The sequence below is a fragment of the Rhizobium sp. N731 genome, assembly GCF_001664145.1.
In the GTDB taxonomy this organism is placed as follows: Bacteria; Pseudomonadota; Alphaproteobacteria; order Rhizobiales; family Rhizobiaceae; genus Rhizobium; species Rhizobium esperanzae.
Genome location: NZ_CP013601.1, coordinates 1,884,282 through 1,899,050, shown reverse-complemented (window position 1 = coordinate 1,899,050; position 14,769 = coordinate 1,884,282). Strand labels below are relative to the sequence as shown.

At 59.9% G+C, this 14,769-nt stretch carries 13 protein-coding genes, 1 tRNA gene and 1 pseudogene; 7 read left to right on the top strand and 8 right to left on the bottom strand.

Features of this window, described 5'->3' with window-relative positions; genetic code table 11:
* Positions 1–168 precede the first annotated feature (168 nt).
* From AMK02_RS09390 to AMK02_RS09380, 3 genes are all read right to left on the bottom strand, one after another.
* A complete protein-coding gene (locus tag AMK02_RS09390) occupies positions 169–660 on the bottom strand; it encodes a YybH family protein (RefSeq protein ID WP_064802161.1) in 492 nt (163 codons plus the stop codon).
* 99 nt (positions 661–759) lie between these two features.
* Entirely contained in the window at positions 760–1,740 is a 981-nt protein-coding gene (locus AMK02_RS09385; RefSeq protein WP_189637009.1) for a quinone oxidoreductase family protein, read from the bottom strand.
* 102 nt (positions 1,741–1,842) lie between these two features.
* Positions 1,843–2,475: a flavodoxin family protein gene (locus tag AMK02_RS09380; protein WP_237358342.1), complete on the bottom strand. Its 633-nt coding sequence runs from the start codon at positions 2,473–2,475 to the stop codon at positions 1,843–1,845.
* Positions 2,476–2,567: 92 nt separating this feature from the next.
* Between AMK02_RS09380 and AMK02_RS09375 the strand changes: the two genes are divergently transcribed.
* The 6 genes and pseudogenes from AMK02_RS09375 (at position 2,568) to AMK02_RS09355 (ending at position 9,368) form a co-directional block, all read left to right on the top strand.
* On the top strand, positions 2,568–3,488 hold the full coding sequence (locus tag AMK02_RS09375; protein ID WP_064802155.1) for a LysR family transcriptional regulator: 921 nt from the start codon (positions 2,568–2,570) through the stop codon (positions 3,486–3,488).
* A 244-nt stretch (positions 3,489–3,732) separates the two neighbouring features.
* A complete protein-coding gene (locus AMK02_RS09370) occupies positions 3,733–4,920 on the top strand; it encodes an alpha-hydroxy acid oxidase (protein WP_064802153.1) in 1,188 nt (395 codons plus the stop codon).
* Between the two features lie 4 nt (positions 4,921–4,924).
* A pseudogene (locus tag AMK02_RS30000) lies at positions 4,925–5,056 on the top strand (JAB domain-containing protein); the annotation flags it as partial.
* A 117-nt stretch (positions 5,057–5,173) separates the two neighbouring features.
* The gene (gene sthA, locus AMK02_RS09365) at positions 5,174–6,580 is read left to right on the top strand and encodes a Si-specific NAD(P)(+) transhydrogenase (RefSeq protein ID WP_064802151.1); all 1,407 of its coding nucleotides are present in this window, start codon (positions 5,174–5,176) and stop codon (positions 6,578–6,580) included.
* A 49-nt stretch (positions 6,581–6,629) separates the two neighbouring features.
* A complete protein-coding gene (locus AMK02_RS09360) occupies positions 6,630–7,433 on the top strand; it encodes an endonuclease/exonuclease/phosphatase family protein (protein WP_064802149.1) in 804 nt (267 codons plus the stop codon).
* Positions 7,434–7,592: 159 nt separating this feature from the next.
* A complete protein-coding gene (locus AMK02_RS09355) occupies positions 7,593–9,368 on the top strand; it encodes a B12-binding domain-containing radical SAM protein (protein ID WP_064802147.1) in 1,776 nt (591 codons plus the stop codon).
* A 92-nt stretch (positions 9,369–9,460) separates the two neighbouring features.
* Here AMK02_RS09355 and AMK02_RS09350 read toward each other — a convergent pair whose 3' ends face one another.
* The 5 genes from AMK02_RS09350 to AMK02_RS09330 form a co-directional block, all read right to left on the bottom strand.
* On the bottom strand, positions 9,461–9,883 hold the full coding sequence (locus AMK02_RS09350) for a nuclear transport factor 2 family protein (protein ID WP_064802145.1): 423 nt from the start codon (positions 9,881–9,883) through the stop codon (positions 9,461–9,463).
* Between the two features lie 181 nt (positions 9,884–10,064).
* On the bottom strand, positions 10,065–11,549 hold the full coding sequence (tig, locus tag AMK02_RS09345) for a trigger factor (RefSeq protein ID WP_064802144.1): 1,485 nt from the start codon (positions 11,547–11,549) through the stop codon (positions 10,065–10,067).
* Between the two features lie 182 nt (positions 11,550–11,731).
* A tRNA-Leu gene (locus AMK02_RS09340) sits at positions 11,732–11,816 on the bottom strand.
* A gap of 153 nt (positions 11,817–11,969) precedes the next feature.
* A complete protein-coding gene (locus AMK02_RS09335; RefSeq protein WP_064802142.1) occupies positions 11,970–12,560 on the bottom strand; it encodes a GDYXXLXY domain-containing protein in 591 nt (196 codons plus the stop codon).
* On the bottom strand, positions 12,557–13,651 hold the full coding sequence (locus AMK02_RS09330; RefSeq protein WP_064802141.1) for a DUF2157 domain-containing protein: 1,095 nt from the start codon (positions 13,649–13,651) through the stop codon (positions 12,557–12,559). Before AMK02_RS09330 ends, AMK02_RS09335 begins: the two co-directional genes overlap by 4 nt.
* Positions 13,652–14,551: 900 nt before the next feature.
* On the opposite strand from AMK02_RS09330, the gene AMK02_RS09325 reads away from it, so the two are divergent.
* Complete coding sequence (locus tag AMK02_RS09325) at positions 14,552–14,698, top strand: DUF1127 domain-containing protein (protein ID WP_004678838.1); 147 nt, start codon at positions 14,552–14,554, stop codon at positions 14,696–14,698.
* Positions 14,699–14,769 lie beyond the last annotated feature (71 nt).

The window sequence follows — 14,769 nt, the reverse complement described above, 5'->3', positions numbered from 1 at the left end:
CATCGGGGCAGCCCGCTCGTTACAATCGAGCACGTCGATGGTACATTTCCCCATTTGGTGCTGCGAGACTTCGCTGGAGAAGTACGACCACCTCCCGGAGCCAACAAAGTTGCTTGTTTGCCAGAGCAGATCGCCGGTGCCTTAAGGTCGGCTCCGGAGGCCCCCTGATTATTTCGCCGCGGAAGCCGGATCGCTGTTGAAGATGTCGGCGATGATCTTCCACTGGCCATCGATCTTCTGCCAGACGAGAACATACTTGCCCGTGTCCTTGATCGGGCCTTGCGGGAGGGGCGCCGCGAAATCATAGGTTCCGCGATCATGCGCCAGATCCCCCGACGCGGAGACGATCAATTGCTCCGTGCGCAAGCTGAACTTGAGATCTTGCAGTCCGAATTGGCGGGCCCATCGCGCGCCAATTCCATCGTTGCCCACGACTGCCTTTTCGCCGGGCGCCATAAGCACGGCGTCGCCTGCATAAAGTTGCTTAATCGCATCCGCATCCTGACCTTGGACCAGCCCGGCCATGCGTTCATGAATATTGCGGATCGCCTGCTCGTCCATCGCTGGGCCGCTTTCGGCGGCCACAGCCGCTTGAGCCAGACTGAACGTTGCGAACGCCGGCGCTAAAGCGATTGCCGCCGCGAGAAGTAGTTTGCGCATGATCTTTCCTTGCACACGAGGGTGAGTTGCTTCTCAGGTTTTGGTATGTCGGGAGGACGGATGGACGCGCCACCGGTCTCACTTGCGGCGGCAATCCGCTTAGGGAACGAGGTAGAGCTTTCCCTTCGCCCGCCGGTTTTCGATGTCCTGATGCGCATCTGCGGTGCGGTCCAGAGGATAGCCGGTTGCTTCGTCCAGCTTCAGCCATCCTGCCTGAACGGCCGCGATCACGTCCGAGGCTCGCTTTTGCAATTCCGCGGGATCGGCCACATAGGAGAACACCGATCCCCCGGCAAGCCGCAGGCCACGCAGGGTAAGCACGGTCGGATTGACCATTGGAATCGGGCCGGAGGCTGAGCCGATCGCCACGACGGTACCGCCGCGAGCAAGCGTTGTGATCGTCTTGAGAAGCGTCTTCTCGCCCAAACTGTCAATCGCCAGATCCACGCCCTTGCCATCCGTGAGTTTCGCAAGCTGGTCGACGAAATCGTAGTCGTCGCCGTAGACGATCACGGCGTCGGCTCCCAGCGCGCGAATGATCTCCGCTTTGCGGTCGCTGGAAGTGGTGCCGACGACCCAGGCGCCAAGATGCTTGAACCATTGGACGAGAAGCTGTCCCAGTCCGCCGGCTGCCGCATGGATCAGCACGCGATCACCCGGCTGGATGTCCCGGTATTCGTGAACCAGATAGTGAGCGGTCAATGCCTGAAACAGCAGACCTTCACTGATGGTGAAGTTATCCGGGATCTGGATCGCCCGCTCGGCGGGAACGACCGCCTGGCTCGCATAGGAGCCGCGCGCATCCATCCAGGAAACGCGAGCACCCACCTTGAGGCCGGAAGATGCTGCGACACCGTCGCCCAATGCCCGCACGCTACCGACGCCTTCCAGACCCAGCACGGTTGGAAGCTCGATAAGATGCACTCGCGATGCGCCGCTGCGTTGCGTGAGGTCAAGGTAATTGATCCCGGCGGCTTCGACATCGACCAGGATCTGGCCGGGACCAGGGTGTAAGTCCTCGGCGGTCTCGACAATTAGCTGCTCGGGACCACCGAATTCTTTGAGTACAACTTTCCGCATCTGTCTCTCCTCAGGCATAGTGCCTGCTTTTGATTGTGTTGAAGGCTTGCCGGGCGCGAGAAACACAGGGTGAGCGCGCACTCAGGCAGCTTTTCGATTGTCTTACGCCGGCTGCAGCGCTGCTCGGCCTGCCTGGAAAGACTTGGCGATTTCGGCTACGCGCTTGCCGAGGTTGACCGCAGTCCGCAGGTCGGGGGCGCCGGGGCTAATTTCCGGAGGTTCCAAGTAGTTGGACTGCGCCATCGCGCCCAGCCAACCGCCGAGGTAGTTGTCCTCTTCGCGACTGAGGCTCGCAAACTGGTCTACGCCAACCCAGATCATGGCATGCTGGGCGGCAAACAGCGCCATCGAAATCAAAGTGCTCAGCTTGTCGCCCGATGGAGCGCCTGAGTTCGCGAATCCTGCGGCTATTTTGTTGCGCCACGCCTTGGTAACGTAGGCCGGCTTGCTCGAATCCTCCATAAACTGATTCAGGCGAGCCGAAAGCGAGCCGTTGAAGGTGGGGGAGCCAAAGATGATCGCATCACAGGTTTCCAGGTAGTCCCAAGGAATGCCATCGGTGACCGGGAGCAGTCTCGCCTCGGCGCCGGGGACTAACCCGACACCCTCGGCGACAGACTGTGCTTGCTTGGCGGTGTGCCCCATTTGGCTGTCGTACACGATCGCTATCTGCATCTGTTCTTCCGTTGCTCTTTGAAAATCGCAACGAAGCTGTGCCTCGATGCCATCTGGCATTTATAATCGTCGCACTGTAGTGTCGCTTCAAGGTTTACATTGGGCGATATTTTCTCCTCTACATGTAGCGAAAATTTCTACAGGAGCGCTTTGTGCGGAACAGTCTGGATGGTGTCCCGGTCTTTGTGGAAGCGGTTGAAGCCGGAGGGTTCGCGCGTGCGGCAGAGCGACTGGCGCTTTCGCGCTCCGCGGTGGGCAAGACGATTGCGCGTTTGGAGGCGCGCTTGGGCGTCCGCCTGTTTCACCGGACGACAAGCAGCTTGAGTCTCACAGAGGACGGCCAAGTCTACTACGAGCGGTGTCTGCGTGCCCTGGAAGAGCTTCGAGCGGGAGAAGTCCTGCTCGAATCCGGAAGACGTGAAGTCGGAGGCAAGCTGAAAGTCACGATGCCTGTATTGTTTGGCCGATACTGCGCTGAACCGATCCTTCTCGACTTGGCCCAACAGCACCCGGCTCTCGAACTCGATCTGCGCTTCAGCGATTCTGTCGTTGATCTCATTGGGGAGCGCTTTGATCTTGCAATTCGCAATCATACGCCCGGCGACAGCAAGGGACTGAGCAGTCGAAGGATATTCACTCAGAGCAAGGTCGTATGTGCAGCGCCGTCCTATCTCGCCACGCATGGCGAACCGGCAGATATCGAAAGCTTGGGCGAGCATGAAGCCCTGGTCTACTGGCGCAACGAACAGCCTTTTCCGTGGCCTTTGATCGATGCGAATGGCGTGGAAACCGAACCGCGCCTCAAGTGGCGGCTGCAATTCGATAACCAGGAAGCCATCGTCGATGCGGCGGTGCGTGGCATAGGTATTGCCTCCCTGCCAGGCTGGCTCGTCCAAGATCATATCGAGACTGGACGGCTGATCCCCATTCTCAAGCAATATTCCTCGCGCAGCCTCGACACCTATGCGGTCTGGCCAACCGCACCATACGTCCCCATGCGTTTGCGTGTCGTCATTGACACTCTCGCAACGCAACTTTCCTCGCTGTCGGGCGCACCCATCACGTCAGCCTGAAGGGGCTGAAGCTGATCTGAAAAGCACCGGGGCTGATCGCCGGCGGGATGCAGAGCCCTTCGCGCCGACAATGTCACGGCCTGTCCTGGCGAAGCCGCCGATCCAGCGAGGTCGCAAGATAGCATTCGAGCCGAGCGAAGATTGAGCAAGGCTGGAGTTGACAGCAGTCGGTGGTGCGCGATTGTATGCAATCAGCGCCCCATTCGCTGAACAATGCCCGCCGGGGACCAAGAAGATAAACCTCATGACGATCCGCAGCGGTAACACTGATCGATCGACCCGGCTCTGCCGCGATGCGCTCTGCCTCGATGACTTTGAAATGAGGGCGCGGCGACATCTGCCGAAGCCTCTGTTCGGTTATATCGCCGGCGCGACCGAGACCAATGCGTCGCTGCGGCATAACGCAGAGGCCTTCCAGGCCTATGCCTTTCGGCCCCGTGTACTTCGGGACGTCTCGAGGCGCAGCACCGAGACGAGCCTCTTCGGCAAGACCCATGCCGCACCATTCGGCATCGCGCCGATGGGGATCAGCGCGCTGATGGCCTATCGGGGGGACATCGTGCTCGCGCAAGGCGCGGACCAATCGGGTATCCCGATGATCATCAGCGGTTCGTCACTCATCCCCCTGGAAGAGATCGCTGCGGCCTCCCCGCAGGCATGGTTTCAGGCCTATCTGCCCGGCGAACCCGATCGTATCGATGCTCTGATCGATCGCGTCGCGGCGGCCGGCATCGACACGCTTCTGCTGACCGTGGACACGGCGACGCTGCCCAACCGCGAAAACAATGTCAGGGCCGGGTTTTCGACGCCTTTGCGTCCCGGGCTCCGTTTGGCATGGCAGGGCATCTCGCATCCCCGCTGGACTACCGGTACATTCCTGCGCACGATCGTCCGGCACGGCATTCCGCATTTTGAAAATTCCTACGCCACAAGAGGCGCGCCGATCATCTCCTCGAACGTCACGCGCGATTTCGGCAAGCGTGACCATCTCAACTGGAGCCACTTGGAGCGGATACGCAAGCGCTGGGCCGGCAAGCTCGTGGTCAAGGGGATCATGCACCCTGACGACGCGGCACGGGCTGCAGATACCGGGGCGGATGGGGTGATCGTCTCCAATCATGGCGGTCGCCAGCTCGACGGCACCGCATCTCCCCTTCAGGTCCTTCCGGAGATTGCCGCACGTGTTGGAGACAGCATTGCCGTCATGATCGACGGCGGCATCCGGCGTGGAACGGATATCATGAAGGCCCTCGCGCTTGGCGCCTGTTTCGTGTTCGTGGGCAGGCCATTCCTTTATGCTGCAGCCGTCGCGGGGCTACCGGGCGTGCTCAGAGCGGCGGATATCCTGAAGACGGAACTGCATAGCAATATGGCGTTACTCGGGGTCACTGGGGTGAGCGATATTTCCGCGGACTACATCACTCGCGCATGAACAACCGTCGCGCGCTGACATCGATATGACGAAGGTGATCATCGACGCGGCGAAGGCACTTGATATCACTGTCCACGACCCCATCATCATCGGCAAGGACGACTATGTCAGCCTGAAAGGGCTGAAGCTGATCTGAAAAACACAGTCCGGCTGAATCGGCAGCCGTAAAACAATCTGTAACATTGACCGGCTACCGATAGAAGAGCGACATTTTTGTCGCAAAATGATTCCATTTCCAATCCGAGGCTAGAGGATGTTTCAGTACGATCTCGTTGTGGTAGGTAGCGGTCCCGCAGGGCGCCGCGGCGCGATCCAGGCTGCGAAACTCGGCAAGAAAGTGCTTGTCATCGAACAGGGCAAGCGCGTCGGCGGCGTGTCCGTCCATACCGGCACAATCCCTTCGAAGACGCTGCGCGAGACCGCGCTCAATCTCTCCGGCTGGCGCGAGCGCGGCTTCTACGGGCGATCCTACCGCGTCAAGCAGGAGATCAGTGCGGAAGACCTGCGTCGCCGCCTGCTGATTACGCTCAACCATGAAGTGGAAGTGCTCGAGCATCAGTTCGCTCGCAACCGTGTCCACCACATGCGCGGCAAGGCGAGTTTCGTCGATTCCACCACCTTGCAGGTCATCAAGGATGACGGCGAAGCGCTGACGGTGAGCGGCGCCAGCATTCTGCTTGCGGTGGGCACGAAACCTTTCCGCCCGGATTACATGCCATTCGATGGCAGGACCGTGCTCGACAGCGACGAGCTGCTTGATATCGAAGAGCTGCCGCGCACCATGGTTGTCATCGGCGCCGGCGTTATCGGCATCGAATACGCGACGATCTTCTCGGCGCTTGATACTGCCGTGACCGTGATCGATCCAAAGTCGACGATGCTCGACTTTATCGACAAGGAAATCGTCGAGGATTTCACCTATCAGCTGCGCGACCGCAACATGAAGCTGCTGCTCGGCACGACGGCCGAGAAGGTCGAACGGCTGGATAGCGGCAAGGTCCAGCTGACGCTCGACAACGGCCGTCATCTAGTGACCGACATGGTGCTCTTTGCCGCCGGACGCATGGGAGCGACCGACGCGCTGAACCTTCCGGCCATCGGACTTGAGGCCGACAGCCGTGGCCGTCTCAAGGTCAATCCGGAGACCTTCCAGACATCGGTTGCCAACGTCTATGCCGCCGGCGACGTCGTCGGCTTCCCGAGCCTCGCCTCGACCTCGATGGAACAGGGCCGCATCGCCGCGCGAGTGGCGATCGGCGCAGTCGCCAAGGAGCCGCAGAAATATTTCCCCTACGGCATCTATGCCGTGCCGGAAATTTCGACCTGCGGCCTGACCGAAGAAGAAATGAAGGAGCGCGGCATTCCCTATGAATGCGGTATTGCCCGCTTTCGCGAGACCTCACGCGGCCACATCATGGGCCTCGATACCGGTTTGTTAAAGCTGATCTTCTCGCTGAAGACGCGCCGACTGCTCGGCGTGCATATCGTCGGCGAAGGCGCCACCGAGTTGGTGCACATCGGCCAGGCGGTGCTCAACCTCAAAGGCACGGTCGAGTATTTCGTCGAAAACACCTTCAACTATCCGACGCTCGCCGAAGCCTACAAGATTGCCGGCCTCGACGCCTGGAACCGGATGGGTGACATCAAGTCGGAACTCTGAAGGCGGCGCCACCATCTGATTCCGCCAGCTATAAGATGGAGCCGAGAGCTTGCGCATCATTTCGCTGAATGCATGGGGCGGCCGACTGCACGAGGCCCTGATCGCCTATGTCAAGCAGGCCGACCCTGATGTGCTGTGCCTGCAGGAGGTGCTGCGGGCGCCGAATGCGGATAGCGGATGGTCGACATACCGGGATGCGGGGCTGGAACTGCCGCAACGTGTCAATCTGTTTCAGGAAATCAGCGCCGCCCTGCCCGGCCACGACGCCTTCTTCTGCCCGACATCGAGAGGTGAGCTTTTCGATGGCGACGCCGCCATTGTCGCGGAATTCGGGTTGGCGACCTTCGTCCGAAAATCGCATTCCGTCATCGCCCAGGCGCTGGACTTCGTGCATGGCAGTTTTTCCGCCGATGGCTGGGGTGACCATCCCAGACCGCGCAACGCCCATTGCATCCGCCTCTTCAACCATGCGCACGACCGCATCGTGACGATCGCCCATATGCATGGTCTGCGCGATCCGGCCGGCAAAGGCGATACGGCGCAGCGCGAACAGCAGGCGCTGGCATTGGCCGGCCTCATCGGGCGGATCTGGCCCGGCGACGAAGGACTCGTGGTCTGCGGCGACTTCAATGTGCTGCCCGGCAGCGCGACCTTTCGGGTCCTTGCCCGGTTGGGTCTTTCCGATCTCGTCACGGGAAACGGCCTTGTCGACACGCGAACCTCCCACTATCTGAAGCAGGGCCGCTTTGCGGACTACATGCTGATTACGTCTGACGTGGAGGTTGCCAAGTTCGAGGTGGTCGAGGCGCCCGAGGTCTCCGACCACCGCGCATTGCTGCTCGATATCGCGTAGTATATTGAGGGATGCGCTGTGCGAAACTTCTGCGCGCAGTTTCCTGTTTTTACGCCTTAGTTTGAACCCTGATCAATCGCATTGATACGCCGTGCCTGATTTGTGCCTTCAACGCCATTTTGCCTCCGGGCAGACGTTTCTAAAGAAAGATAGATACTCTTGCCCCATGCTTCGGAAACCGTGCGCAGACGTTTTCAACTCATCCTGATCAAGCCGTCGCATTATGACGATGACGGCTACGTCATCCGCTGGTGGCGGGCGATGATCCCTTCCAATTCGCTCGCGGCCATATACGGCATCGCTGCCGAATGCGCCGAGCGCAAGGTGCTCGGGCCAGATACCGCGATCGACATTACCGTGATCGATGAAACGAATACGCGAATCGATTTTGCCGGGCTGCTCGCCCAGTTCAGGCGCCACGGCAATTTCGGCATGGTCGCGCTGGTCGGCGTCCAGTCCAACCAATATCCGCGCGCCCTCGATATTGCCCGCCCCTTCCGCAATGCCGGCCTGCCGGTTTCGATGGGCGGCTTCCACGTGTCCGGCTGCCTGTCGATGCTCGACGGCCAGGCGGTCGGGCTCGACGCCTGCCGCGACATGGGCATCTCGATGTTCGCCGGCGAGGCCGAGGGGCGGCTGGACATGGTGTTGCGCGATGCTGCTGCCGGCGAGCTGAAGCCGCTCTATAATTTCATGAACGACCTTCCCGGCATTGGCGGCACGCCGGTTCCTTTCCTGCCGAAGGACAACATCCAGCGCACGCTCGGCCTCAGCACCAGCTTCGATGCCGGACGCGGCTGTCCCTACCAGTGCTCGTTCTGCACCATCATCAACGTGCAGGGTCGCAAATCGCGCTTCCGCTCGGCCGACGACGTCGAAAAACTCGTGCGGATGAACTGGGCGCAGGGCATCCACAAGTTCTTCATTACCGACGATAACTTCGCCCGCAACAAGGACTGGGAGGCGATCTTCGACCGCTTGATCGAGCTCAAGGAGCGGGACGGCATTCCGCTCGGCCTGATGATCCAGGTCGACACGCTCTGTCACAAGATCCCCAATTTCATCGAAAAGTCCAAGCGCGCCGGCGTCACCCGCGTCTTCATCGGCCTCGAAAATGTCAATCCGGACAATCTGACCGCCGCCAAGAAGAACCAGAACAAGATCACCGAATATCGCAAGATGCTGCTCGCCTGGAAGGCGCAGGGCATCATGACGCTTGCCGGCTATATCCTGGGCTTTCCTGCCGATACGCCGGAATCGATCCGCCGCGACATCGCCATCATCCAGGAAGAGCTGCCGCTCGACGTGATCGAATTCTTCATCTTGACGCCGCTGCCCGGTTCCGAGGACCATCAAGTTCTCTGGAAGAAGGGTGTCGAGATGAATGATGATCTCAACATCTACGATGTCGAGCATGTCTGCACCGCCCACCCCAAAATGAGCAAGCAGGAATGGGAAGACATCTACCATGAGGCCTGGTCGCTCTATTATTCGCCTCATCATATGAAGACGTTGCTGCGCCGCGCCGTGGCGACCGGGGTGCCGCTGGCAAGGCTCGTCAAGGTTCTCGTCTCCTTCGCAACCACGGTGCCGCTGGAAAACGTGCATCCGCTGCAGAGCGGCCTCTTTCGCCTGAAGACGCCGTCGGAGCGGCGTCCGGAACTCCCGCGCGAACATCCGCTGCTTTTCTGGCCGCGCTTTGCATGGGAAACCGTCCGCAAACATGCTTCACTCGCCGGCACGATCATCGGTCTGACGATCTCGGCGTTCCTGATCTCAAGAGATGCGAAATCGAAGAGCTACATGGATCAGGCGCTGACGCCGGTCGCCGATGATGAGGAAGACACGCTCAGCCTCTTCACCAAAACATCCGGCGGAACCGCAGCCGTCAGTCATGTCAGGAAAGTCGCGCAACTGACACGAAGCGCGAATTGAGTTGCAATTCACGCAACGGCGGCTGATGCCAGCTGATCCGAAATCGCAGCGGCGTCAAGGTCGAAGCCCGGAAGCTCCGGTCTTGCAGGCGTCTAAGCGATCTGGATCATCTGGGTCGTCTCGGCCACTTGCAGCGTGTCGACGAATTCGACGATCTTGACCGGTTTTCCATCCCTGAAATGAATCTTGTCGACGAATTCCGTATAGAAGCTCACACCCGACGGAATGTGCCTTACTTCACCCTCGCGATGGGCGAAGACCATATCCTCGTCCTCGTCGACATAGATGCCGGCTGTCCTGACGTTGGATAGATCCCACGCTGTGATAAGCTGCGTTATCGCCTGACGAAAGGCATTCCCGCTCGCTTCAGTCGAAAAAGGCGCCAGCCGTGTATTGCCGACCATTCGGAAAGTGCAATCGTCGCCGATCAGCGTGAGCGTACCCTCTACATCGCCGCGGTCGCGCACAGCATAGATTTCCTCTACCAGTTTCTTCATGTCTTGCTTGGCAGTCATTTTCAGGCCCTCCCCGCCACCTAGTAAATCTGCATCGAATTATAGTTTATTTCAACTATTTGTTGTTGCAGCTAGGGATGACTCCATCGTGGAGAAGGGAAGGAATTGTCCGGGTAGTCGGAAAAGGAAAAGGCCCCGCACGATTGGCGGGGCCTTCCAAACTTTCAGAACGGGCGAGCGATTACTCGGCGCCGTCCTCGGAAGCCTTCTTCTTCGGAGCGGCCTTCTTCTTCGGAGCAGCTTCCTCGCCTTCGCCGGCATCAGCAGCTTCAGCCTTGGCGGCAGCCTTCTTCTTCGGGGCGGCCTTCTTGGTTTCAGCCTTGGCTTCGCCTTCTTCCTCGGCGAGTAGTTCTTCCTTCGTCACCTTCTTGTCGGTGACGTCGATTTCGGTCAGCAGGTGATCGATGACCTTCTCTTCGAAGATCGGCGCGCGGATCGAAGCGGCGGCACCCGGCTGGCTGCGGAAGAATTCGAGGATCTGCTTTTCCTGGCCGGGATACTGGCGCAGCTGGTCGTAGATGGCGCGCTGCATCTCGTCTTCGGTGACTTCGACGCCGGCCTTTTCGCCGATTTCGGAGAGGACAAGACCGAGGCGGACGCGACGCTCTGCGAGCGTCTTGTATTCCTCACGGGCCTTCTCCTCGGTTGTGTCTTCGTCCTCGAAGGTCTTGCCTGATTGAGCGAGGTCGTTGTTCACCTGGCTCCAGATGCCGTTGTATTCGGCGTCGACGAGCGAAGCCGGGGTCTCGAACTTGTACATCTCGTCGAGCTGGTCGAGGATCTGACGCTTCAGCTTCTGGCGGGTCAGCGAGCCGTACTGCGATTCGATCTGGCCGCGGACGATCTCCTTCAGGCGGTCGGCGGATTCGATGCCGAGCTTGGAGGCGAGTTCGTCGTTGATTTCGACAGCGCCGGGGGCTGCGACATCCTTGACCGTGATGTCGAAGGTCGCTTCCTTGCCGGCGAGGTTCTTGGCCGGATAGTCGGCCGGGAAGGTCACGGTGATGGTCTTCTCTTCGCTAGCCTTGACGCCGACGAGTTGGTCTTCGAAGCCGGGGATGAAGCGGCCGGAGCCGATCACGAGTTCAGCGCCCTGGTCGGTGCCGCCTTCGAAGGCTTCGCCGTCGACCTTGCCGACATAATCCATGGTGATGCGGTCGCCGTTTGCGGCCTTGCCGGTCTTGCTCTCGTAGGAGCGGGCGCTTTCGGCGACCTTCAGGACCTGTTCGTTGACTTCGTCATCGGAGATATCGATGACTTCGCGCGTGACCTTGATGCCCTTGACCGACTTCAGCTCGATCGGCGGCAGCACTTCATAGGAGAGCGTGAATTCGAAATCCTGCTGGGCGGTGAGGATCTTGTCGGCCTCGTCCTTGTCTTCCGTCATGGCGATTTCCGGCTGCGTGGCCGACTTTTCGCCGCGGCTGGACAGGATGGCGGCGGGCTGTTCGCGGACGATCTCGTTGACGAGATCGGCCATGATCGACTTGCCATAGACCTTCTTCAGGTGAGCAGCGGGGACCTTGCCCGGACGGAAGCCGTTGATGCGGACCTTGTCCTTCACATCGGCAAGACGCTCATTCATCTTGTCTTCCATGTCCTTGGCCGGGATAACGACCTTGATTTCGCGCTTCAGCCCTTCAGCGAGCGTTTCGATAACCTGCATGTCTTCCTACCTTCATGTCGTGGCGGCCGTGCCCAGACGCCGTTCGTTTCCTTGAGCACGACGCCGGCTGCGTGCCGCGCGTGGCTTTTCCCAATTCCTGCATCATTCCGCCCAAGGGGGAACGGCATTCGCTTCCGGGTATCGGGGGACTAAATTTTCTTAGCCTCCCCCTGCAAACAGCCTGGTGCGGGTAGAGAGACTTGAACTCCCACGCCTTGCGGCACCAGAACCTAAATCTGGCGTGTCTACCAATTTCACCATACCCGCGTTCACAGAACCGCATGCCTATGCCTGCGCATGAGGCCTTCCGGAGCGCGGCGTCTCTATATCACCCGATTTGGTCGAGGCAAAGGAAAAATGAACGTCCAATGACAGGCTATTCAAGGCCCAAAAGCCGCCCTGCCCCGAAGGCTTGCGGGATCAGTAAAGCGGTTCGTCGTAAACCGGCTTGCCATCGACCAGCAGGCTGCGGATCTGCGCCCTTCCGTCCGCCGAAACGCGCACCGCGATGGCGACGTTGCCATCATTGCGCTCCTCCTCCAGCGGTTTACCCTGACCCTCGGGGACGTAATAACGTTCGATGCCGTATTCGACGCGGATGCTGTCGCCCGCGGCCAGCCCGCCGCTGTAGAAAGGCCTGCTGCGCAGGATCACCGTCTCCGGCTGCGGCGGCAGCGCCTGGAAAGACGATTCGGTCACCGTCCAGAAACCGTCCGCCTGCTTCTTCAACCGGACCCACAGCGTGCGTTCGCCGGGTTCTGCGGGAATGCCACCGGAGACCGTCTGCACCGGCACGGTGGAAATGTCGTAATTCAAGACGACATAATCACCGCGCAGGAAATCGCGAGGATCGACCGGGGCGGTCTTCAGCAGGACCTCAGCGCCGCTGCTGAGGATCGACGCACGGCTCTGGATGATCGTGCCGAGTATTAAAGTCTGCAAGCCGGCGACGATGATCGCCGAAATGAGATATCCCTTGCCGGACTGCAGCCTTGCCATCAACGAGCTCATGCGCGCGCCTCCCGTGAAAAGCGTCGCTCGAGACGGATGACGATCCAGGCGACGAGCGCCACCACGAGACCGGAGAACAGGAAGAGGCTCGACGTGCCGAGGATCGATCCGACCGTGACGGAGGCGAGATAGAGCATCTCGGCGGCAAAGGTCGTATAGGCGACATAACGCACCGCGCCGTTATCCCTGCCATGCAGCGCGATCGCCAGCACGGCAGCGGCGAGCGTCGCCACCCCGAGCACCACCAGCCGCCAGCCTTGCTCGATCTCGATATGCAGCAGCAGCAAGCCGATCACGGCGATAAGGAAGCTGTAGAAAGCCGGCGCTGCGCCGGCACTCCTGACGAGGGAAGCGATACGGGGGTGCGGCAACGCCGTCAGCGCGAAAACCGCCATGCCGCCGATTGCGAAGGCCAGCGCCACCGCGATCTCCTCATAAAGAGTGTAGAGCCAGGCGAGCCAGCCGATCAGCAGCAGATAGGCGAGATGACGGGCCCGCTCGGCACCGGTATAACGCACCAGCGCGATTGTGATCACCGCCATGACCGGCGCCGTCCAGGGATCAAATCCGATCCAATGCGTGTCGTTGTTCTCGAGGTAGACGGCGAAGGACGCCCAGGAGAGAAAGCCCGCGACGACGACCACCGCGCCCGAACGGAACAGGATCGCCGAGATCGTCGCGATCGCGAACCAGAGATACATCACGGTCTGCTCGTCGCCGGAGAGATGATACATCTGCCCGACCAGCGAAATCGCGCCACCGAAGCTTATCGTGCCGATGACCAGCAGCCCGCTTGCTGCCGCTGTCGCACCCCGGGCAAACGTGGAGGCGGCGGCAATGTGCACAGACCAAATCAGCGCGAGGATGGCGCCGACGCGAACGAGGCGCGGAATGGCCTCCCAATTGGAGGCGACGACCAGCAGAACGGCAGCAGCAAGCAGCACCGCCGCCAGCGCCATCAGCACCCGGCCGAGGCTGAAGCTGGCCGGGCGGCTGTCATATTCGGCGAGAAGCGCGCCGGCCGTTTCCTCTCCAAGCAGACCCTTGCCCACCCAGAGCGAGAGATCCCGCTCCAATCTGCCGCGATACATGCTTCCACCCCTCAGTTCCGCGACGCTCGCTCCGGCGCTGCGGCTACCGACATTTATAGACGCAGCAGGCGGCTTCGCAAACGCCTCAGCGTCAAATATGCAAATTCCTCATTGGTCTAATTTGGGTCAGGTGTTAACCGGGCGCTAACGTCGGAACCGCTAATATGAGCATATGAAGGAACAGGTATGCACGCTTCGCATACCAATCATGTATTTATTGCACTGCAAAATATCAATTAGTCATACTATTTACAGAAATATCGAAGCACGGGGATGGCGCCCCGGCCCGGCACCGCCGGACGCCCGCGGATTGCTTTGTCCGTGACGAGATTCGCAGCCGCGCACTCCTCCTCCCAAGCGCGCTGCGATGGACTGGCAACACTCCTCCTCCCAGTTGCCGGTCACTATAATGCGCCCGCCGGATCCTCCCCCGGCGGGCGTTTTATTTGATGACAATATTATATACAGTTTCAAGGCGTTAGCACACGCGTGGCGGGCTGCGCCGTGCCACCGGAAAAGCAAGGTCCACCGGATTTTTCTTCACCTCAAGTCGCGGCGCCGCATTCGTGATCGCGCCGCTTTGCGGGGCCATCGCAACGACTGACAGCTTGTCGAACCGGCGACGAACCGCCTGTCCAGCGCCTAACCCGCCAGAGGCTGGGGTATTTCCTCGTCGCAACCTCGCGCGGCTTCAAAAGTCGAGTACTCCCTAGAGTCACTTTGCCTATTCGTTGGCCACACTGCGGTAACATTGTATAAAGCATTGCATAAGTCGCATAGGTGACCTGAAAACTTGGCTGTTTTCCTTCTTTGCACCGCAACATATATTCCGGTCATCAAATAGAGGTCAGCGCCGATGGGTGGCTGCTGGCAGATCAAACCCTCGGAAAGGGGCTTAACATGAACATCACTCGCTCTTTCAACAACTGGCGCAAGTATCGTCAGACGGTCACCGAACTCGGCCGCATGACCAACCGCGAATTGCATGACCTCGGCATCGACCGTTCGGACATCCATCGCGTCGCCCGCGAAGCGTCTTCGCGTTAATTCAAAGGTTTCTGCTTCCTTCCAAGCAGATCCGCCCAAGCTTAAAACGCCCGCTGTACCGCAGCGGGCGT

Bases quoted from the DNA above. Each gene is read 5' to 3' on its own strand.
- AMK02_RS09330 (WP_064802141.1), bottom strand. From the start codon at position 13,651: ATGTATCGCGGCAGATTGGAGCGGGATCTCTCGCTCTGGGTGGGCAAG.
- AMK02_RS09370 (WP_064802153.1), top strand. From the start codon at position 3,733: ATGACGATCCGCAGCGGTAACACTGATCGATCGACCCGGCTCTGCCGC.
- sthA (WP_064802151.1), top strand. From the start codon at position 5,174: ATGTTTCAGTACGATCTCGTTGTGGTAGGTAGCGGTCCCGCAGGGCGC.
- AMK02_RS09350 (WP_064802145.1), bottom strand. From the start codon at position 9,883: ATGACTGCCAAGCAAGACATGAAGAAACTGGTAGAGGAAATCTATGCT.
- tig (WP_064802144.1), bottom strand. From the start codon at position 11,549: ATGCAGGTTATCGAAACGCTCGCTGAAGGGCTGAAGCGCGAAATCAAG.
- AMK02_RS09390 (WP_064802161.1), bottom strand. From the start codon at position 660: ATGCGCAAACTACTTCTCGCGGCGGCAATCGCTTTAGCGCCGGCGTTC.
- AMK02_RS09325 (WP_004678838.1), top strand. From the start codon at position 14,552: ATGAACATCACTCGCTCTTTCAACAACTGGCGCAAGTATCGTCAGACG.
- AMK02_RS09380 (WP_237358342.1), bottom strand. From the start codon at position 2,475: ATGCCAGATGGCATCGAGGCACAGCTTCGTTGCGATTTTCAAAGAGCA.
- AMK02_RS09335 (WP_064802142.1), bottom strand. From the start codon at position 12,560: ATGAGCTCGTTGATGGCAAGGCTGCAGTCCGGCAAGGGATATCTCATT.
- AMK02_RS09385 (WP_189637009.1), bottom strand. From the start codon at position 1,740: ATGCGGAAAGTTGTACTCAAAGAATTCGGTGGTCCCGAGCAGCTAATT.